The sequence below is a fragment of the Pseudomonas sp. K8 genome (assembly GCF_014889455.1).
Taxonomy (GTDB): domain Bacteria; phylum Pseudomonadota; class Gammaproteobacteria; order Pseudomonadales; family Pseudomonadaceae; genus Aquipseudomonas; species Aquipseudomonas veronii.
The window spans coordinates 1-17,851 of record NZ_VJWO01000042.1 but is presented as its reverse complement, the minus strand read 5'-3'; the positions used below and the strand labels follow the sequence as shown (position 1 = coordinate 17,851).

Here is a 17,851-nt window from a genome sequence, read left to right as displayed (position 1 = left end):
ATGAAAACCTTGCGCATCGGTTCCGGCGCCGGCTATTCCGGCGACCGCATCGAACCTGCCGTGGAACTGGCCGAACAGGGCGACCTCGATTACCTGGTCTTCGAATGCCTGGCCGAACGCACCATCGCCTTGGCGCAACAGGCACGCATCAGCGATCCGCAGGGCGGGTATGACCCGTTGCTGAGTGAGCGCATGCGCCGGGTGCTGCCCTTTGTCGGTGAGCAGGCAGGTCGCCGGCGCTTGCGCGTGATCACCAATATGGGCGCGGCCAACCCGGTGTCGGCGGCCGTTGAAGTGCGGCGCATTGCCAATGAGCTGGGCCTGAGGCTCAAAGTCGTGGCGGTGGTGGGCGATGATGTGCTCGACGTGTTGCGCCCCGAGCAGGTGTTGGATAACGGCCAGACCCTTGGCTCGCTGGGTGCGCGGCTGATTTCCGCGAACGCCTACCTGGGCGTCGACGGCATTCTGCAGGCGTTGCGCGCCGAGGCTGATGTAGTGATCACCGGGCGCGTGGCCGACCCGTCGCTATTTCTGGCGCCGCAGATGTTTGCGTTCGGCTGGGCGGCTGACGATTGGTTGCGCCTGGGGCGTGGCACGCTGGTCGGGCATTTGCTCGAATGCGCGGGGCAGGTCAGCGGCGGCTATTTCGCCGATCCCGGGTTCAAGGACGTAGACGACCTGGCGCGCCTGGGCTTCCCCCTGGCCGAGATCGATGCCGAGGGCAACGCCGTGATCACCAAAGTGAGCGGGTCGGGCGGGCGCGTCAGCCGTGCTACGTGTACTGAACAATTGATCTACGAAGTACACGACCCGGCGGCCTATCTGACGCCGGACGTGACGGCCGACTTTTCCCAGGTGAGCTTTGTCGAGGAAAGCGTCGACCGGGTACGCGCCCAGGGTGCTGCGGGACGGGCGCGGCCGGAACGGTTGAAAGTCAGCGTGGGTTACCTGGACGGTTGGATCGGCGAGGGGCAGATGTCCTACGGCGGGCCGGGAGCCGTCGCACGCGCCCAACTGGCGCGGGAGGTGGTGCTCAAGCGCCTGGAACTGATGGGGGTGAAGATGCAGGACGTGCGCGCCGAGTTGATCGGCATGGACTCGCTGCACGGCCCGCGCAGCCGCGTCGAGCCGTGGGAAGTGCGCCTGCGCGTCGCTGCGCGTTGTGAGGAACGCAGCGAAGCGGTGCGGGTCGGCAATGAAGTGGAAACCCTCTACACCAACGGCCCGTCCGGCGGCGGCGGTGCCAGCAAGAGCGTGCGCCAGGTGGTGGCGGTGGCCTCGTTGTTGTTGCCGCGTGACGCCGTCAACCCGAGGATCGAAGCATGAAGCTGCATACCCTGGCCCATTCCCGCACCGGGGATAAGGGCGACACCTCGAACATTTCGATCATTGCCTATCGCCCTGAGGATTATCCGCTGCTCTGCGAACAGCTCACGGCCGCGCGCGTGGCGGCGTTCTTCGCCGGGCTGTTGGAACCGGGGGCGGCGCCGGTGCGACGCTATGAATTGCCCAACGTGCAGGCGCTGAACTTCGTGTTGCCGGGGATCTTGCGCGGCGGCGTGACCCGTTCGCTGGCGCTGGACGCCCATGGCAAGTGCCTGGGCTCCGCATTACTGGACATGGAAATCCCCGCTCTGTAGGAGTGAGCCAGCTCGCGAAAATCGTCAACGATAACGAGGGGAACCTGACACCCAGCGGCGTCCTCAGGTTTTTCGCGAGCAAGCTCGCTCCTACAGAGGAGAGGGCGTTTGTCAGGCGGCGGCGAAGCGCTTGTCCAGGTAATCGATGATCACCTTGGAGTCATACATCCAGGTGGTCTGGCCATTCTCTTCGATGCGCAGGCACGGCACTTTGATCTTGCCGCCTTGCTCCAGCAGGGTCTGGCGATCCTGTTCGTTGTTCTTCGCGTCCTTCAACGCTACCGGCACATTCAGGCGATGCAGGGTGCGACGGGTCTTCACGCAGAACGGGCAGGCGTGGAACTGATACAGGGTCAGCTCCTTGGCGGCCGCGTTGACCTGCGCTTGCTGCTCGGCGGGGCGCTGCTTTTTGCGTGGACGGGTAATGTAGTCGCCCGCGATGATGACGTGGCCGAGGCCCACTCGAAGTGCTTTGACGAACATGGCTGAAACCTCTTGCCCAGAACAGAGGGCCGCATCTTACTTGATTTGTGGGGGCGAAAAAAAACCGGCAATGAACGCCGGCTTTTTCCTACCCGACCGGTTATTTGATCAGGCTGAGGAATTCGCTGCGGGTCGCCGCGTTTTCGCGGAACTCACCCAGCATCACCGAGGTGATCATCGACGAATTCTGTTTCTCCACACCGCGCATCATCATGCACATGTGCTTGGCTTCGATCACCACGGCCACGCCCAGGGCGCCGGTCACTTGCATCACGGCATCGGCGATCTGGCGGCTGAGGTTTTCCTGGATCTGCAGGCGGCGCGCATACATGTCGACAATCCGCGCGACCTTCGACAGGCCCAGCACTTTGCCGCTCGGGATATACGCGACGTGGGCCTTGCCGATAAACGGCAGCAGGTGGTGTTCGCACAACGAGTACAACTCGATGTCCTTGACCAGCACCATTTCGCTGTTGTCGGAGCTGAACAAGGCACCGTTGGTGACTTCTTCCAGTGTCTGTTCATAGCCGCGGCAAAGGTACTGCATCGCCTTGGCGGCACGCTTTGGCGTGTCGAGCAGGCCCTCGCGGGTAACGTCCTCGCCGAGTTGGCCGAGGATCGCGGTGTAATTCTGTTCCAGGGACATGAAACTACCTGTGGGATTTTCGCAAAGCGCAAGGGTACGGTGGCCGACCCATCGCTGCAAGCCTGACGATGGCACGGGTTACTCGTCGCGCCCTTCCAGCATGGTGCGCTTGAGCATCACATACACCGCGCCGGCGCCACCGTGGCGGGGCTGGCAGGAGGTAAAGCCGAGTACTTGGGCATGCTGGCGCAGCCAGGTGTTGACGTGGCTCTTGATCATCGGCCGCTTGCCATCCAGGCGCACGGCCTTGCCGTGGGTGACGCGCACGCAGCGGATTTCGAACCGGGTGGCTTCGGCGAGGAAGGCCCAGAGGGTTTCCCGGGCTTTTTCCACGCTCATGCCGTGCAGGTCGAGGCTGCCTTCGAAGGGGATCTGGCCGGTCTTGAGCTTGCGTATCTGGCTTTCCTGCACGCCGTCGCGGGCCCACATCAGCTCGTCTTCGGGGCCGACGTCAATCACGAACTGGTCCGACAGACCGTCCACGGTGGTGGCGTCAGTGCGTACAGTCGCGGCCTGGCGCAGCTTGGCGATCTGCGCTCGGTCACTCTTGGGTTTGCCGGTGTCGGCGCGGTCGTGCTTGATCGGCTTGACGCCGCGCAGCTCGTTTTTGAACAGGGAAAAATCGTCGTCTTGCATGTCAGCCTCCGCGAGGGGCGGGCAGTTTACCTAAATCGCGGCGGCCGGGGCGCAGGAAACGCTATCCAAGCGCCATCAGTCGTGCTTTTTCATCAGGTGCGAGGCGATGTTCAGCGACAACGGCTGGCGCATCCGTCGCCGGCTGCGGCGCCATAACCACACGCCGAACCACAGCACCAGCAGGCCGCCCACCAACAGCATTGCCGAGCCACCGGGGCTGGCATTCAGTTCGCCCAGCGCCGGGGAATGCCCCGACAAGCCCGCGCCACCGGCGACCGCCAGCAGCACACCTATGATCGCCAGCAGCGCGGCAATGCCGGCTACCAGGCGCAGACGCCAGTTGCTCGGGCCCTTGGGGCGCAAGCGACGAGCATCAAAACCATCGGATATCTTCATTCCGACCTTTCCTCCAGGGTATCGGCCCTTCGACCGGAAGATACACAGGTTGTTCCGGCGCCAGAGGTAATTGCAGCAAATGACAGGCATTTGCAGATGAGCGGGGCCTCGAATCGGCCGCACCGCTCATTTCGGGGCAATCAGATCAGGTCTTTGGTCAGGGCGAGGGTGGCGAAGTTGTCGGCCATGATGGCCATTTCGGTTTGTTGCACATGCTCGGCACTCAGGACACCGCCCTTGTAAGGCAGGTCGCGGGTGGCGCAGGCGTCTTCCACCAGGGTGCAGCGAAAGCCCAGGTTCTTGGCGGCGCGCACGGTGGTGCTGACGCTGGAGTGGCTCATGAAGCCGCAGACGATCAGGTCCAGGGAGCCGAGGTCCTGCAGGTGTTTTTCCAGGCCGGTGCCGTGGAACGCGCTGGGCAGCAGTTTACCGATGATGGTTTCGTTGCCCATTGGCTCCAGGCCGGGAATGAATTCGCCGCGCTCGCCTTGTGGGTCAAACAGGCCGCCGACGGTGCCCAGGTGGCGCACATGCACGATCGGGCGACCGGCGTTGCGCGCCGCAGCGACCAGTTGCTTGATATTGCCCACCGCCGCATCCATGCCCGCGAGGGCGAGTGGACCGCTGAGGTACTCCTTCTGGGCGTCGATGATCACGAGGGTCGCATGGCTGAGATTGGCCGCTGCATAACCTCGACCGCTGATTTGAAACATCGTCTTTGGAACGGACATTCTGGGGGCTCCTGTGAGGGGGGCTTTTGCGCCATTGTCCACTGGCTGAGCGGTTCTGTGAATCGCTTCCATCGTAAGCTACGCCGTTGCTGGCGTGCAGCCGTGTCAAGCGGTGCGGTTGTTTGACGCAATGATGGCAAATTGGATGAAATCCGACATACGGTTGAGGCTTTTCGCACGTCGTCGCTACAGACGAAGGCTGTTAGAATCGCCAGTCGTTTTTTCCAGGAGTCTGCCCCCGTGATCACTTCCCGCCTGCGCACCTTGCGCGACCATATCCGTTGGGCTGTCAGCCGTTTCCATGGGGAAGAGCTGTTTTTCGGGCACGGTACCGACAACGCCTGGGACGACGCCCGGCAATTGGTGCTCGGCGCCTTGCATCTGCCCTGGGAAATTGCCGACAGCTACCTGGATTGCAACCTGGAAGAAGAGGAAGTTTCCCACTTGCAACGGCTGCTGCACCGTCGCATTCATGAGCGGGTGCCGACAGCCTACTTGATTGGCGAAGCCTGGTTCTGTGGCATGTCGTTTATCGTCGACGAGCGCGTGCTGATCCCGCGTTCACCGATCAGCGAACTCATCGAAAACCGCTTCGAACCCTGGCTGGCCCAGCCGCCGGCACGCATTCTCGACCTGTGTACCGGCTCCGGTTGCATCGGCATCGCCTGTGCCTACGAGTTCCAGGACGCCGAAGTGGTGTTGGGTGACGTGTCGTTCGAAGCGTTGGAAGTGGCCAATCAGAACATCGAGCGCCATGGCGTCGACGAGCGTGTGTATACCGTACAGGGCGACGGTTTTGACGGGCTGCCGGGCCAGCGCTTCGACTTGATCGTGTCGAACCCGCCGTATGTGGACGCCGAAGACTTCGCCGACATGCCGGACGAGTACCAGCACGAACCGGAACTGGGCCTGGCCTGCGGCGACGATGGCTTGAACCTGGTCCGGCGGATGCTCGCCGAAGCGGCGGACCACCTGACCGAGAAGGGCTTGTTGATCGTCGAAGTGGGTAACAGCCAAGTGCATGTCGAGGCGCTGTACCCGGAAGTCGACTTCGCCTGGCTGGAGTTCCAGCGCGGCGGGCACGGTGTGTTCATGCTCACGGCCGAGCAGTGCCGCAACCATCAGGCGGTATTCGCCGCCCGGGTTTAATCGACCGCTCTGACGTGTGGGAGGGGGCTTGCTCCCGATGAGGGCGTGTCAGTCACTGAATGCATTGACTGATGCACCGCTATCGGGAGCAAGCCCGCTCCCACATCACCGATGGGTGGCAATCCAGATCAACAACCCCGCCTGAAACACGGTAAACGCCACCAGACAGGTGATGGTGAAGCGTAGCCCGCTGTCCTCACGCTTGAACTTGGTGACCTTTTCTTCTTCCTTGCGCAGCTTCACTTCCTGCTCCGTCAGGTTCTGCTCGGCCTGTTGCAGCATTTGCGCGGCTTCGAGGATTTCCACGAACTGCACTTTCTCGGTGTTCCAGCTATCGAGCACGTCGCTGACCTTGCCGGGCTGCACGTTGCCCTTCAGATGCTGCACGTCGGCGTAGGCCACATCAAAACCCTGGATACGCAGGAAGTGATCGCGGCGCAGGCGTGTGGCTTCGTTGAGGGCGTCCTTGTTGGCCAGGTCCACCCCGTCGACGCGGTAGTGCGACCACTTCTTCTTCGCCCACGCGGCGCCCTGGGCCACCAGGAAACGGCCGATGCCACGGTTGGCCGGTTCGATTTCCAGGCTGTTGCCCGGGCCGAAATGCACACGGTGTTTAGCGTGATCGACCCAGATATCCAGGTGATTCTGCTCGCGGCGCACCCGTTGGCCCGGCAACTGGATGACCATGCGCAATAGGCTGTGATGGTGGTCGTGGCGTTCGACATAGCCAAATTGCACAAACCGCAAGGGGCGTACCCCGGTGGAGCGGTCGGTGGGCAGGGGCGCCAGGCGCAGCATTTTGAAATGTTCGGCCTGTACGTCCGCCCACGGCAGGGGCGCCGCGTCGACGACCTCGGTGTGTTCCGCCGGGGTGTCGGCGGTAGGTTCTGGTGTTGCTTCGGTGTTAGTCATGCGGCGCGATCCTGTCCTAGCCCAGCCAGTCGACAGGCTTTTTGCTGTCGACTTTCGGCTTATCGGCCGTTTTTCCCAGTACTGGAGGCAATTAGTCGGTTAACGGGGCTGAAGTCCGTCGATAAAGCCAACCAGGCAGGTTTCCAGCTCGGCGGCGAGGGGCAATCGCGGGTCGTTGTAGGACGCCAACTGTTGCTTCACCTCCTTGGGCACGATACGCATCACATGGTTCATGCCTTCGATCACCGTCAGCTCGGCATCGGGCTTGGCGTTCTTCAATTGCCGCGCATCGCCCACACCCACCTGGATATCGTTGGTGCCCTGGATGATCAGCGCGGGCATGTGCAGTCTGGCAAAGGCGGCCGAGGGGTCGGCGCGAAACAGGCTGATCAGATACGGTTGCACACTGGGTCGGAAAATCCCTTCAAGCGGGCCAGGCACATCGGTATCCACTTGGCCGGCCTTGAGGTGATCGAGGATTTCATTGCTGCGCAACTGCAGGGCCGGGGGCAGGTGACCGGCCAGTTGCTGGCGGATCACCTGGTCGACCGGGCGGGCGCTGCCCGACAGGGAAATCACCCCGGCCGGGTCGAGTTGCGGTGCCGCCAGGGCGGCCACCAGCGCGCCTTCGCTGTGGCCCAGGATGATCAGCGGGCCCATGCGCTTGTCGGCTTTGAGCAGCTTGCCCCAGGCCACGGCGTCGGCCACGTAGGCGTCGAGGGTCAGGTCGCGTTCGTCGGGCGTGGCGGCCAGGCTGGCCGCCACGCCGCGCTTGTCGTAGCGCACGCTGGCGATGTTATGCCGGGCCAGGACCCACGCCAGGCGCTTGAGACTGTCGTTGCGCGCGCCGTCGGCACTGTTGCCGTTGCGGTCGGTCGGACCGGAGCCGGCAATGATCAGCACCACCGGCACCGGTTTGTCGGACTGCGGCAGCAGCAGCGAGCCGAACAGCTCGCCGCTGCCGGTGTCGAGGCTGATGGGCCGTTGCAATACCACGGAGGACGCGGCATGGGCTACGGCAGTGAACAGGGTGAGGGTAAACAACAAAACTCGAAGCATCATCGGGCCATTATTCAGGAGGTGCCGGTTCGACCAACGTCTACCGGTAAGGTTTCGAGGATGAACTAGTCGGTTGGCCCGCGTATACTGGTGCGCTTGGTTATCACCGCTGAGTGATTACAACTGATTTCACGGAGCGCCCTGCATGTCCGGCAATACCTTCGGCAAGCTGTTCACTGTCACCACCGCGGGCGAAAGCCATGGCCCGGCGTTGGTCGCCATTGTCGACGGCTGCCCGCCCGGCCTCGAGCTGTCCCTGGAAGACCTGCAGCGTGACCTCGACCGCCGCAAGCCCGGCACCAGCCGCCACACCACCCAGCGCCAGGAACCCGATGAAGTCGAGATCCTCTCCGGTGTGTTCGAAGGCCGCACCACCGGCTGCGCCATCGGCCTGTTGATCCGCAACACCGACCAGAAGTCCAAGGACTACTCGGCGATCAAGGACCTGTTCCGCCCGGCCCACGCCGACTACACCTACCACCACAAATACGGCGAGCGCGACTACCGTGGCGGCGGCCGCAGCTCGGCCCGCGAAACCGCGATGCGCGTGGCTGCCGGTGCCATCGCCAAGAAATACCTGGCGACCCAGGGTATTGTCGTCCGTGGCTACATGAGCCAGCTGGGCCCGATCGAAATCCCGTTCAAGACCTGGGACAGCGTCGACGACAACGCCTTTTTCAGCCCGGACCCGGACAAAGTGCCGGAGCTGGAAGCCTATATGGACCAGTTGCGCCGCGACCAGGATTCGGTCGGGGCGAAAATCACCGTGGTCGCCGAGGGCGTGAAACCGGGTCTCGGCGAGCCGATCTTCGACCGTCTGGACGCTGAGCTGGCCCACGCGCTGATGAGCATCAACGCCGTTAAAGGCGTGGAAATCGGCGCCGGGTTCGCCTGCGTGTCCCAGCGCGGCACCGAGCACCGCGACGAACTGACCCCGCAGGGTTTCCTCAGCAACAATGCAGGCGGCATCCTCGGCGGTATTTCCTCCGGCCAGCCGATCGTTGCGCACCTGGCGCTCAAGGCCACGTCGAGCATCACCACCCCGGGCCGTTCGATCGATGTACACGGCAACCCGGTGGACGTGATCACCAAGGGCCGCCACGACCCGTGCGTCGGCATCCGCGCCACGCCGATCGCCGAAGCGATGATGGCGATCGTGTTGATGGACCACCTGCTGCGCAACCGTGGGCAAAACGCCGATGTGCGCGTGAGTACTCCGGTACTGGGCCAGTTGTGACGGTGTGTGGCGCGCGAGCTTGCTCGCGCCTTGCCGCAAAGCGGCCTCTTGCATGACTCCAGCACTTCCGTACTGGCGACTCTCCAGCTTCTACCTCTTCTACTTCGCCCTGCTGGGGGCCACGGCGCCGTTCCTGGCGCTGTACTTCGATCACCTGGGGTTCTCCAGCGCGCGTATCGGCGAGCTGGTGGCCATCCCCATGCTGATGCGCTGCGTGGCTCCCAATCTGTGGGGCTGGCTGGGCGACTATACCGGCCGGCGCCTGGCCATCGTGCGTGTGGGCGCACTGTGTACGCTGGTGAGTTTTGCGTTGATTTTCGTCAGCAAGACCTATGCCTGGCTGGCCCTGGTCATGGCCCTGCATGCGTTTTTCTGGCATGCGGTGCTGCCGCAGTTTGAAGTGATCACCCTGGCCCATCTGCATAAGCAGACCTCGCGCTATAGCCAGATCCGCCTGTGGGGTTCCATCGGCTTCATCCTCACGGTGGTGATCATGGGCCGCCTGTTCGACTGGCTGAGCCTGGATATCTACCCGGTGGTGGTCGTGGTGATCATGGCCGGGATCATCGGTGCCAGCCTGTGGGTGCCGAATGCGCAGCCGGCGAACCACGGCCCCCGCCTGGCCGGCGAGGGCTTCCTCAAGCAGTTGCGCAGCCCCGGTGTCCTGGCGTTTTACGCCTGCGTGGCGTTGATGCAAATGAGCCATGGCCCGTATTACACCTTTCTCACCCTGCACCTGGAACACTTGGGCTACAGCCGTGGCGTGATCGGCATGCTGTGGGCCCTCGGGGTGGTGGCGGAAGTGTTGATGTTCCTGGGCATGAGCCGCATCCTCACGCGTTTCTCGGTGCGCCGGGTGCTGCTGGCGAGCTTCCTGTTGGCGGCGCTGCGCTGGTTGTTGCTGGGCGCGTTCGCGGAATTTTTCTGGGTGCTGCTGCTGGCGCAGGTGATGCACGCGGCTACCTTCGGCAGTTTTCATGCGGCGGCGATTGCCTTTGTGCAGCGCAGCTTCGGCGCCCGCCAGCAAGGTCAGGGCCAGGCGTTATACGCGGCCTTGGCCGGCACCGGCGGCGCGCTTGGCGCGCTGTACGCCGGTTACAGCTGGAACCTGTTGGGGCCGGCCCTGACCTTCAGTATCGCCAGCGTCGCGGCCCTGGCCGCCGCCCTTATCATCGGTTTTCGATTGCACGAGCAGAACCAAGGAACCGTCCTATGAGTTATGTAGCCGTTTACCACGTCGCCACACCGGATACACCGAACAAAGTCCTGACCCACTTCGACGATATCACGTCGACCCTGGCCGAGCATGGCGTGCGATTCGAGCGCTGGCAGCCCGCCGTTATTGAAAAAGGCGCGGACGACGCCACCATGATCGCGGCGTATCAGCCACGGATCGACGCCCTCGGCTACGCCTGCGTCGAGGTGCTGCATGCTCCCGGCGACCCTGCGCAGAAGGCGGCATTGCGCGATCAGTTCCTTGCCGAGCGGCGTTACAGCGAAGATGAAGCGCGCTTTTTCATCGCCGGCCAAGGCCTGTTTGCCTTGCACATTGGTGACTATGTGTACGGCGTGCGCTGTGAGAAAAATGACCTGCTGCTGATCCCGGCCGGCATGCCCCATTGGTTTGATATGGGCGAGCACCCACATTTTGTGACGCTGCGCCTGTCCCATGCGGCAGGCGGCGGGGTGCCTGAATTCAGCGGGGACGATATCGCCGCTGGTTTCCCTGGGTTGGATGATTAGGCTTAATCGACTTGAATCTTCAACCCCGACGAGTTGGAAGTTGTTGTGGGAAGAAGCTTATTTATCTGTAAGGCCTGGCTGTTTATCGCCGGCCTTACGCTTTGACGCGCTCCATTATGTAACTCTCTCCGGTCTTAATGTTTGTATCGCCTGTCAATAGGAGGAATCCGAAAGGCGATAAGCATCAGCCAACAATAAGGAGAGAAAGCGATGAGTGATCCAGAGGCGTCAGGTGCGCCGTTGAGCGTGCCCACCGATGTCAGAAAACGCTTGGCCTTGTCCGGCAAGCCCCTGACTCCGACCGAATTGGAGATCTTGCGCTGGGCCTCCGAAGGCAAGACCATCTGGGAAATCAGCCGGATTCGTGAAACGTCCCAAGCCGCGGTGAAATTCCACCTGCGTAACATCTATGGCAAGTTGCAAGTCAGCAATCGTGTACAAGCGATGAATGAAGCCGCTCGATTGGGCCTTTCCTGAACCCATGAAAAAGGGCCGCGACGCTGGATGGCGTCGCGGCCCTTTTTTGTGTGTCTTAGGCCGAATGGTAAGTCGGCAGGGCAAAGCGGTTCTGGCTCTGCAGCATGGAAATCTGCGGCAGTTCGCTGGCTTGTTCGGCCAGGTCGCGGCGAATGGCGCTGATCACCCAGGTGAGCTGATCGGCTGTGTGCAGTTGCTGGTAGGAGATCGAGCGCTTGACCTGCTTGCCTTCGCTGTTGCGCAGGGTCAGCAGGATACCGCCGTCCGGGCGTGGCTGAGTGGTGACGTCGTATTGGGAGAATACTGATGCGAATTTATCTTGGATCAGGCTCATGTCTATCAGCTCCGTTGGCTCAAGTTGGCAAGCATGGAGTGATAGGTGCAGTGATTGTGCCATCTCACGTTTTTATATAAAGTCTTTAAAAATCAATAACTTGTAAAAATTCAGGATTTTTGATTTCGTGCAAATTGCATGAATGGCCATCATGCATCCTGCATTTTGCGCTACTCGATCCGGCCGGGCGGGCGCCTCGTCACTGATAGGGACTGCCGATGTGTCGCAAAATTCCCTGTGGGGCGGTTGCGGCTTCGGGATACAAAACATTTCAAATCCCGCGTGTACAGCCGAAGAACGGCTGGCGTATTTTCCCCTGAGCATTTGGCTTCCTGCCTACAAAAAATGCCGGAGTTTCTGGCCCCGACGAAGAATAAGAAAAAGGACGTTCCTCCATGCGCCATCCGCAAAACGACATGATTACCTGGAGCATGCTGCTGCGTAAGGTGCCCGCCATCGTCCGCGCCTTGCCACGGGTGGTCCGCGGCATGCGTGCCGCGAATGTCACCGACCCCGCGCAGCCCTGTGGCCTGGGCTGGCATTTCGAGCAAGCCACCCTGCGCAACCCTGACGGCGCGGCGTTGTTGTACGGCGACAGCGTGCTCAGTTACCGCGATGCCAACCAGCGTGCGAACCGCATCGCCCACCACCTGCAGAGCCAGGGCATCCGCAAAGGCGATGTGGTGGCGCTGTTTATTGAAAATCGCCCCGAATTGCTGCTCAACGTGCTGGCCGTGGCCAAGCTGGGCGGCATCTGCGCCATGCTCAATACCTCGCAAACCCAGGCGGCGCTGGTACACAGCCTGAATCTGGTCAACCCGGTGGCGATTGTGGTGGGGGCGGAGTTGGTGGAGGCCTACACAGCGGTGCGCGATCAAGTGGTGATCGCGGCCGATCGCACCTGGTTTGTCGCGGATCAACCCGGCAGCGCGGTGCCTGCCGGCTATGTCGACCTGATGGCGGCCAGCGCCGAGTGCGCGCTGGACAACCCGGCCAGTTCCCGGCAGATCTTTTTCAACGACCCGTGCTTCTATATCTATACCTCCGGCACCACGGGCTTGCCCAAGGCCGGCATCATGAAACATGGCCGCTGGACCAAAACCGCGGTCAGCTTCGCCAGCATCGCCCTCGACATGGGCCCCGCCGACGTCATGTATTGCACCTTGCCGCTGTACCACGCCACCGGCCTTTGCGTGTGCTGGGGCTCGGCGATCGTCGGCGAGTCGGGGTTCGCGATTCGCCGCAAATTCAGCGCCAGCCAGTTCTGGGGCGATGTGCGCAAGTTCAACGCGACCACCCTGGGTTATGTCGGTGAGCTGTGCCGTTACCTGCTCGACCAGCCGGCCAGCGCCCAGGACCGTGACCACCGGGTGATCAAGATGGTCGGCAATGGCCTGCGGCCCGGTGTATGGGCGCAGTTCAAGCAACGCTTTGGCGTCGAGCATATCTGTGAGCTGTATGCCGCGAGTGACGGCAATATCGGCTTCACCAATGTGTTGAATTTCGACAACACCATCGGCTTCTGCCTGCAGCGCTGGGCGCTGGTGGACTACGCCCACGACAACGGTGAGCCGCTGCGTGGCGCCGATGGTTTCATGCGCAAGGTGCAAACGGGCGGGGAGGGCCTGTTGCTGGCGAGGATTGACGAAAAGGCGCCGTTCGACGGTTACACCGACCCGGAAAAGAACCGCAAGGTGGTGCTGACCGACGTGTTCGAAAAGGGCGACCGCTACTTCAATACCGGCGATCTGCTGCGCAGCATCGGTTTCGGCCATGCGCAGTTTGTCGATCGCCTGGGCGACACCTATCGCTGGAAAGGCGAAAACGTTTCCACCACCGAGGTCGAGAACATCCTGCTGCAACACCCGCAGATCGCCGAAGTGGTGGCCTACGGTGTCGAGATCGAAAACACCAATGGCCGCGCCGGCATGGTCGCCATCACTCCCAGCGAATCCCTGGCCGCCCTGGATATGCGCGAGTTGCTGCAGTTCGCTCATGGCCAGTTGCCGCACTATGCGGTGCCGCTGTTCCTGCGGATCAAGATGAAGATGGAGACAACGGGCACGTTCAAATACCAGAAAGTGCGGCTCAAGGAAGAAGCGTTCGACCCGGCCAAGGCCGGCAACGACCCGGTCTACGCCTGGCTGCCCGGTTCGGATTGCTATGTGCCGGTCACCGGGCAATTGTTGGCGCAGATCCAGGGCGGACAGTTCCGCTATTGATTCTGCCTATGGTGGCTGTTGACAAAAAAACCATGACAGTGGGGAACTCCCTCGCGACACTGGGCGCCTACTCTTCAGTACCCGAAGCCGCACCAGACAAGGAGCCCCCACATGTCAGACCATGCCAAACAAATGACCGAAGACGAAGCCGCCGAATTTGCCGAGCAGGTCTTCGACGTCGCGCGCAGAGGCGATGCCGCCTTGCTTGCCGCGCTGCTGGCCAAGGGCTTGCCAGCCAACCTGCGTAACCACAATGGCGACACCTTGCTGATGCTGGCCGCCTATCACGGCCACGCCGACGCGGTCAAAGTGCTGCTGGAGTTCAAGGCCGACCCACAGATCGCCAACGACAAGCATCAACTGCCGATCGCCGGCGCGGCGTTCAAGGGCAACTTGCCCGTGGTCAAGGCGCTGATCGAAGGCGGCGCGCCGGTTGACGCGTCGTCCTCCGACGGCCGCACGGCATTGATGATGGCCGCGATGTTCAACCGCGTTGAAATGGTCGACTACCTGCTCAGCCAGGGCGCCAACCCCAAGACTGCCGACGCCCAGGGCGCCACGGCATTGGCCGCGGCACAGACCATGGGCGCGGTGGATACGGCGGCGCAGTTGCAGAAACTGGTGTAGGCTACGCGCCCTCGAAAACCCGCCCGCCACAGGACCCCTTCATGAAAAACGCCCTCGTCGAACTCATCCGTAAAATCAGCGCCGGCGTCATGGGCGACGACGAGGTGGCGCGCATCGCCGAGGAAGCGGCGCAGGCCTACGCCGACCCGGTGGCCTTTCTGGCGGCGAACCCGGACATCAACTACGACGATACTTTCCCGATTCCGCTGGGCGAGTGGGTGGTGGTCGGCAGCCTGCCGGACACGGTGCTGTTCCAGGCCGACACCTATGGCGACTTGTTTGCGCAGATCGTCGCCTCGTTCGGCCCCGGCGTGGCGTTCAACCTCAAGCCCAAGCAACTGGCCAAGACCGAAGCCCTCACCGCGCTCAATCGCATCCAGATCCAGATGAGTGCGCTCAGCCCGCAAGACGGTGGTTATGTGTTGCTGAACTTCAGCCACCCGCTGGATGACGAGATCCAGGCCGTGCTGGTGTACGGCAACGACCTGCCGCGCGTGCTGGAACTGTGCGCCGAAGTCGGCATCCACGGCGAACCGTCCCTGGAAGCCCTGCGGGTCGCGGTCCACGTCTGAAATAAAACGGAACCCCGGCCAGGGCTGGCTATCCTACAAGGGCATGCCCTCACTTAGGAGCGACACCATGGGTTCCACTTTCAACGGTCTGGTCGGGCTGATCATCCTCGCGCTGGATATCTGGGCGATCATCAATGTGTTCAAAAGCGGCGCGAGCACCGGTGCCAAGGTGTTGTGGATTCTGTTGATCCTGCTGCTGCCGGTCCTGGGCCTGATCATCTGGGCGATTGCCGGGCCGCGGGGCAACGTGCGGTTCTGAGCTCCAGCTTCACTCAAGCTGAAGCGGGCACGGAAAATGTGGGAGGGGGCTTGCCCCCGATAGCGGTGTATCAGTCGTTACAACAGTGACTGAACCACCGCTATCGGGGGCAAGCCCCCTCCCACAATGGTTTCAGCAAATGCCTTGATATTGTGTGTCGAAATATTCGCTGTACGAAATTTTCACATCTCATCCAAGACAATTCGCCGGCTTTATCTCCCTGCAACGGCTCTATCTCAAGCACCGCCAGTTGCAGGTTTGCGGCACGCGCTCAGTAATTAATGGCGTTGCCGGCAGTGATCGGGCACCATTTGCGCCATCGCGTTTACCGCCTACCCCAGCCAGCCTGGGCGAGGGCCGGACGCCACTGCACTCTTTTTCGCAACTTAAACCTCCAATGGGTCCTGAAACGACATGGCTAACCCGGACGCCCTGAATCAGCAGCGAGCTTCTAATCGCCTGCTGCAACCGACCGTCAAATCCCATCTGGCATACACGCTGCTTTGTGCACTGGTCATGATGGTGATGTTCTCCTTGCTGCGCCTGGCGCTGCTGGCCTACAACCGCGAGATGATCCTCGACACACCGGCCTCGACCTTCCTGGAAGCATTCGCCAACGGCCTGCGCCTGGACATTCGCCTGGTGGTGTACCTGACGATCCCCTTGCTGCTGTCACTGTTCAGCGTGCGGGCCATGGCCGCGCGGGGGTTCTTCCGTTTCTGGCTGACCCTTGCCTCCAGCATCGCGCTGTTCCTGGGCCTGATGGAGATGGACTTCTACCGCGAATTCCACCAGCGCCTCAACGGCCTGGTCTTCCAGTACGTGAAGGAAGACCCGAAAACCGTGATGAGCATGCTCTGGTACGGTTTCCCGGTGGTGCGCTACCTGCTCGCCTGGGCCGTCGGCACGCTGATCCTCAGCGTGGCCTTCAAGGGCGCCGACCGGGCGACGCGCCCACGCGGCCCGTTCAGCGGCGGCAGTATCGGCACCCGCCAGGTGGCGCCGTGGTATTCGCGCATCGCGGTGTTTGTGGTGTGCCTGCTGGTCGCCGTGGTCGCCGCTCGCGGCACCCTGCGCCAGGGCCCGCCGCTGCGTTGGGGTGACGTCTACACCACCGACTCGAACTTCGCCAACCAATTGGGCCTCAATGGCACGTTGTCGTTGATCGCCGCGGCCAAGTCGCGCTTCTCCGAAGAACGCACCAACATCTGGAAGGCTACCCTGGAACAACCACTGGCCACCCAGACCGTGCGCGACATGCTGGTGTTGCCGCAAGAGAAGCTGGTGGATACCGACACCGCCGCCGTGCGCCGTGATTTCACGCCACCGGCCGAGAAAACCCTGCCGATCAAGAACGTCGTGGTGATCCTGATGGAGAGCTTCGCCGGTCACTCGGTGGGCGCCCTGGGGCGTCCGGGCAATATCACGCCGTACTTCGACAAACTGTCCAAGGAAGGCCTGCTGTTCGACCGCTTCTTCTCCAACGGCACCCACACCCACCAGGGTATGTTTGCCACCATGGCATGCTTCCCGAACCTGCCGGGTTTCGAATACCTGATGCAGACCCCGGAAGGCAGCCACAAGCTGTCGGGCCTGCCGCAGCTGCTCAGTGCGCGCAAGTTTGACGACGTGTATGTCTACAACGGCGACTTCGCCTGGGACAACCAGTCGGGTTTCTTCAGCAACCAGGGCATGACCAACTTCATCGGCCGCAACGACTTTGTCGACCCGGTGTTCTCCGACCCGACCTGGGGCGTGTCCGACCAGGACATGTTCAACCGTGGCCTGGAAGAACTGAAAGCGCGTGAAGGCGGCAAGCCGTTCTACGCCCTGCTGCAAACCCTGTCCAACCACACGCCGTATGCCTTGCCGACCCCGTTGCCGGTGGAGAAAGTCACCGACCGTGGCAGCCTCAACGAGCATTTGACGGCGATGCGCTACTCCGACTGGGCCCTCGGCCAGTTCTTTGAAAAGGCCCGCAAGGAGCCGTACTTCAAGGAAACCCTGTTTGTGATCGTGGGCGACCACGGTTTCGGCAACGAGCAGCAGATCACCGAGATGGACCTGGGCCGCTTCAACGTGCCGATGCTGATGATTGCTCCGGGCATGCAAGAGAAGTTCGGCGTGCGTGACCACACCGTGGGCACCCAGATCGACATCGTGCCGACCATCATGGGCCGTCTGGGTGGCGACACTCTGCACCAGTGCTGGGGGCGTGACCTGCTCAACCTGCCGGAAGGCGACAAGGGTTTCGGCGTGATCAAGCCTTCGGGCAGCGATCAGACCGTGGCGCTGGTCACCGGCGACCGCGTGCTGGTATTGCCTAAGGAAATGCCTCCGAAGCTGTGGGAATACGAACTGGGCGCTGAGCCGACCGGTAAAGTGATCGCGGAATCGCCGGACGAGGCAGGGCTGAAACAGAAGCTCGAATCGTTCCTGCAGACCGCGACCAAAAGTTTGCTGGATAACACCGCCGGTGTTGTCGATGGCAAGCCGGACTGATTGACCGGCAATAAAAAAGAGGCCTTCATGAAGGCCTCTTTTTTTGTCCGGCGTTTATATCTTGCCGAGTAACAACAGCACCAGCAGCACCACCAGGACTACGCCGAGAATACCCGATGGACCATAACCCCAGCTACGGGAGTGTGGAAACACTGGCAAACCGCCGACCAGCAGGAGAATCAGGATGATGATTAAAATGAGGCTCATAATTGTATTTCCTTATAGG

Annotated in this window: 21 protein-coding genes and 1 pseudogene; 13 read left to right on the top strand and 9 right to left on the bottom strand. The window is 61.9% G+C overall.

Annotated features, from left to right (window positions below; translation table 11 throughout):
* The 3 genes and pseudogenes from INT12_RS23320 to INT12_RS31430 all read left to right on the top strand — a co-directional run.
* Positions 1–1,326: an acyclic terpene utilization AtuA family protein gene (locus INT12_RS23320; RefSeq protein WP_193040809.1), complete on the top strand. Its 1,326-nt coding sequence runs from the start codon at positions 1–3 to the stop codon at positions 1,324–1,326.
* The gene (locus INT12_RS23315; protein WP_046483978.1) at positions 1,323–1,640 is read left to right on the top strand and encodes a hypothetical protein; all 318 of its coding nucleotides are present in this window, start codon (positions 1,323–1,325) and stop codon (positions 1,638–1,640) included. The genes INT12_RS23320 and INT12_RS23315 overlap by 4 nt, the downstream gene beginning before the upstream one ends.
* Positions 1,610–1,735 (top strand): annotated as a pseudogene (locus INT12_RS31430) (outer membrane lipoprotein carrier protein LolA); the annotation flags it as partial. The gene INT12_RS23315 and the pseudogene INT12_RS31430, both read left to right, overlap by 31 nt.
* A 16-nt stretch (positions 1,736–1,751) precedes the next feature.
* Here INT12_RS31430 and INT12_RS23310 read toward each other — a convergent pair.
* The 5 genes from INT12_RS23310 to INT12_RS23290 all read right to left on the bottom strand — a co-directional run bounded on the left by INT12_RS23310 (position 1,752) and on the right by INT12_RS23290 (position 4,532).
* Entirely contained in the window at positions 1,752–2,123 is a 372-nt protein-coding gene (locus tag INT12_RS23310; RefSeq protein ID WP_017845838.1) for a glutathione S-transferase N-terminal domain-containing protein, read from the bottom strand.
* Positions 2,124–2,223: 100 nt separating this feature from the next.
* Positions 2,224–2,769, bottom strand: coding sequence for a GTP cyclohydrolase I FolE (folE, locus tag INT12_RS23305; RefSeq protein WP_017845839.1), 546 nt, complete (start codon positions 2,767–2,769; stop codon positions 2,224–2,226).
* A 78-nt stretch (positions 2,770–2,847) separates the two neighbouring features.
* Entirely contained in the window at positions 2,848–3,405 is a 558-nt protein-coding gene (locus INT12_RS23300) for a Smr/MutS family protein (RefSeq protein WP_017845840.1), read from the bottom strand.
* A 75-nt stretch (positions 3,406–3,480) separates the two neighbouring features.
* On the bottom strand, positions 3,481–3,801 hold the full coding sequence (locus tag INT12_RS23295; RefSeq protein ID WP_046382569.1) for a hypothetical protein: 321 nt from the start codon (positions 3,799–3,801) through the stop codon (positions 3,481–3,483).
* Between the two features lie 140 nt (positions 3,802–3,941).
* Positions 3,942–4,532: a cysteine hydrolase family protein gene (locus INT12_RS23290; RefSeq protein ID WP_026139885.1), complete on the bottom strand. Its 591-nt coding sequence runs from the start codon at positions 4,530–4,532 to the stop codon at positions 3,942–3,944.
* Positions 4,533–4,772: 240 nt separating this feature from the next.
* Between INT12_RS23290 and prmB the strand changes: the two genes are divergently transcribed.
* Positions 4,773–5,681 carry a 50S ribosomal protein L3 N(5)-glutamine methyltransferase gene (gene prmB, locus INT12_RS23285; RefSeq protein ID WP_017845843.1) on the top strand — a complete coding sequence of 303 codons (909 nt, stop codon included), beginning with the start codon at positions 4,773–4,775 and terminating at the stop codon, positions 5,679–5,681.
* A 105-nt stretch (positions 5,682–5,786) separates the two neighbouring features.
* Here prmB and INT12_RS23280 read toward each other — a convergent pair whose 3' ends face one another.
* Both INT12_RS23280 and INT12_RS23275 read right to left on the bottom strand, forming a co-directional pair.
* Positions 5,787–6,593, bottom strand: a complete 807-nt coding sequence (locus tag INT12_RS23280) for a hypothetical protein (protein ID WP_017845844.1) — start codon at positions 6,591–6,593, stop codon at positions 5,787–5,789.
* A 99-nt stretch (positions 6,594–6,692) separates the two neighbouring features.
* Complete coding sequence (locus tag INT12_RS23275) at positions 6,693–7,655, bottom strand: alpha/beta hydrolase (RefSeq protein WP_193040810.1); 963 nt, start codon at positions 7,653–7,655, stop codon at positions 6,693–6,695.
* A gap of 142 nt (positions 7,656–7,797) precedes the next feature.
* On the opposite strand from INT12_RS23275, the gene aroC reads away from it, so the two are divergent.
* The 4 genes from aroC to INT12_RS23255 all read left to right on the top strand — a co-directional run bounded on the left by aroC (position 7,798) and on the right by INT12_RS23255 (position 11,109).
* The gene (gene aroC / locus INT12_RS23270; RefSeq protein WP_046382572.1) at positions 7,798–8,889 is read left to right on the top strand and encodes a chorismate synthase; all 1,092 of its coding nucleotides are present in this window, start codon (positions 7,798–7,800) and stop codon (positions 8,887–8,889) included.
* 52 nt (positions 8,890–8,941) lie between these two features.
* Positions 8,942–10,105: an MFS transporter gene (locus tag INT12_RS23265; RefSeq protein ID WP_017845847.1), complete on the top strand. Its 1,164-nt coding sequence runs from the start codon at positions 8,942–8,944 to the stop codon at positions 10,103–10,105.
* Entirely contained in the window at positions 10,102–10,632 is a 531-nt protein-coding gene (locus INT12_RS23260) for an acireductone dioxygenase (RefSeq protein WP_193040811.1), read from the top strand. The genes INT12_RS23265 and INT12_RS23260 overlap by 4 nt, the downstream gene beginning before the upstream one ends.
* Positions 10,633–10,842: 210 nt before the next feature.
* Positions 10,843–11,109 carry a response regulator transcription factor gene (locus INT12_RS23255; RefSeq protein WP_017845849.1) on the top strand — a complete coding sequence of 89 codons (267 nt, stop codon included), beginning with the start codon at positions 10,843–10,845 and terminating at the stop codon, positions 11,107–11,109.
* Between the two features lie 55 nt (positions 11,110–11,164).
* On the opposite strand, the gene INT12_RS23250 is transcribed toward INT12_RS23255, so the two are convergent.
* Entirely contained in the window at positions 11,165–11,443 is a 279-nt protein-coding gene (locus INT12_RS23250; RefSeq protein ID WP_016970113.1) for a DUF3509 domain-containing protein, read from the bottom strand.
* Positions 11,444–11,838: 395 nt separating this feature from the next.
* Between INT12_RS23250 and INT12_RS23245 the strand changes: the two genes are divergently transcribed.
* From INT12_RS23245 to INT12_RS23225, 5 genes are all read left to right on the top strand, one after another.
* Positions 11,839–13,665, top strand: coding sequence for a long-chain-acyl-CoA synthetase (locus INT12_RS23245; RefSeq protein WP_193041173.1), 1,827 nt, complete (start codon positions 11,839–11,841; stop codon positions 13,663–13,665).
* A 111-nt stretch (positions 13,666–13,776) separates the two neighbouring features.
* The gene (locus INT12_RS23240) at positions 13,777–14,292 is read left to right on the top strand and encodes an ankyrin repeat domain-containing protein (RefSeq protein ID WP_017845853.1); all 516 of its coding nucleotides are present in this window, start codon (positions 13,777–13,779) and stop codon (positions 14,290–14,292) included.
* A gap of 41 nt (positions 14,293–14,333) precedes the next feature.
* Positions 14,334–14,864 carry a hypothetical protein gene (locus INT12_RS23235; RefSeq protein WP_193041174.1) on the top strand — a complete coding sequence of 177 codons (531 nt, stop codon included), beginning with the start codon at positions 14,334–14,336 and terminating at the stop codon, positions 14,862–14,864.
* 67 nt (positions 14,865–14,931) lie between these two features.
* Positions 14,932–15,123 carry a PLDc N-terminal domain-containing protein gene (locus tag INT12_RS23230; RefSeq protein ID WP_010567448.1) on the top strand — a complete coding sequence of 64 codons (192 nt, stop codon included), beginning with the start codon at positions 14,932–14,934 and terminating at the stop codon, positions 15,121–15,123.
* A gap of 414 nt (positions 15,124–15,537) precedes the next feature.
* Positions 15,538–17,625, top strand: a complete 2,088-nt coding sequence (locus INT12_RS23225) for an LTA synthase family protein (protein ID WP_046382577.1) — start codon at positions 15,538–15,540, stop codon at positions 17,623–17,625.
* Between the two features lie 54 nt (positions 17,626–17,679).
* On the opposite strand, the gene INT12_RS23220 is transcribed toward INT12_RS23225, so the two are convergent.
* Positions 17,680–17,832, bottom strand: coding sequence for a DUF3309 family protein (locus INT12_RS23220; protein WP_010208879.1), 153 nt, complete (start codon positions 17,830–17,832; stop codon positions 17,680–17,682).
* Between the last annotated feature and the right edge of the window lie 19 nt (positions 17,833–17,851).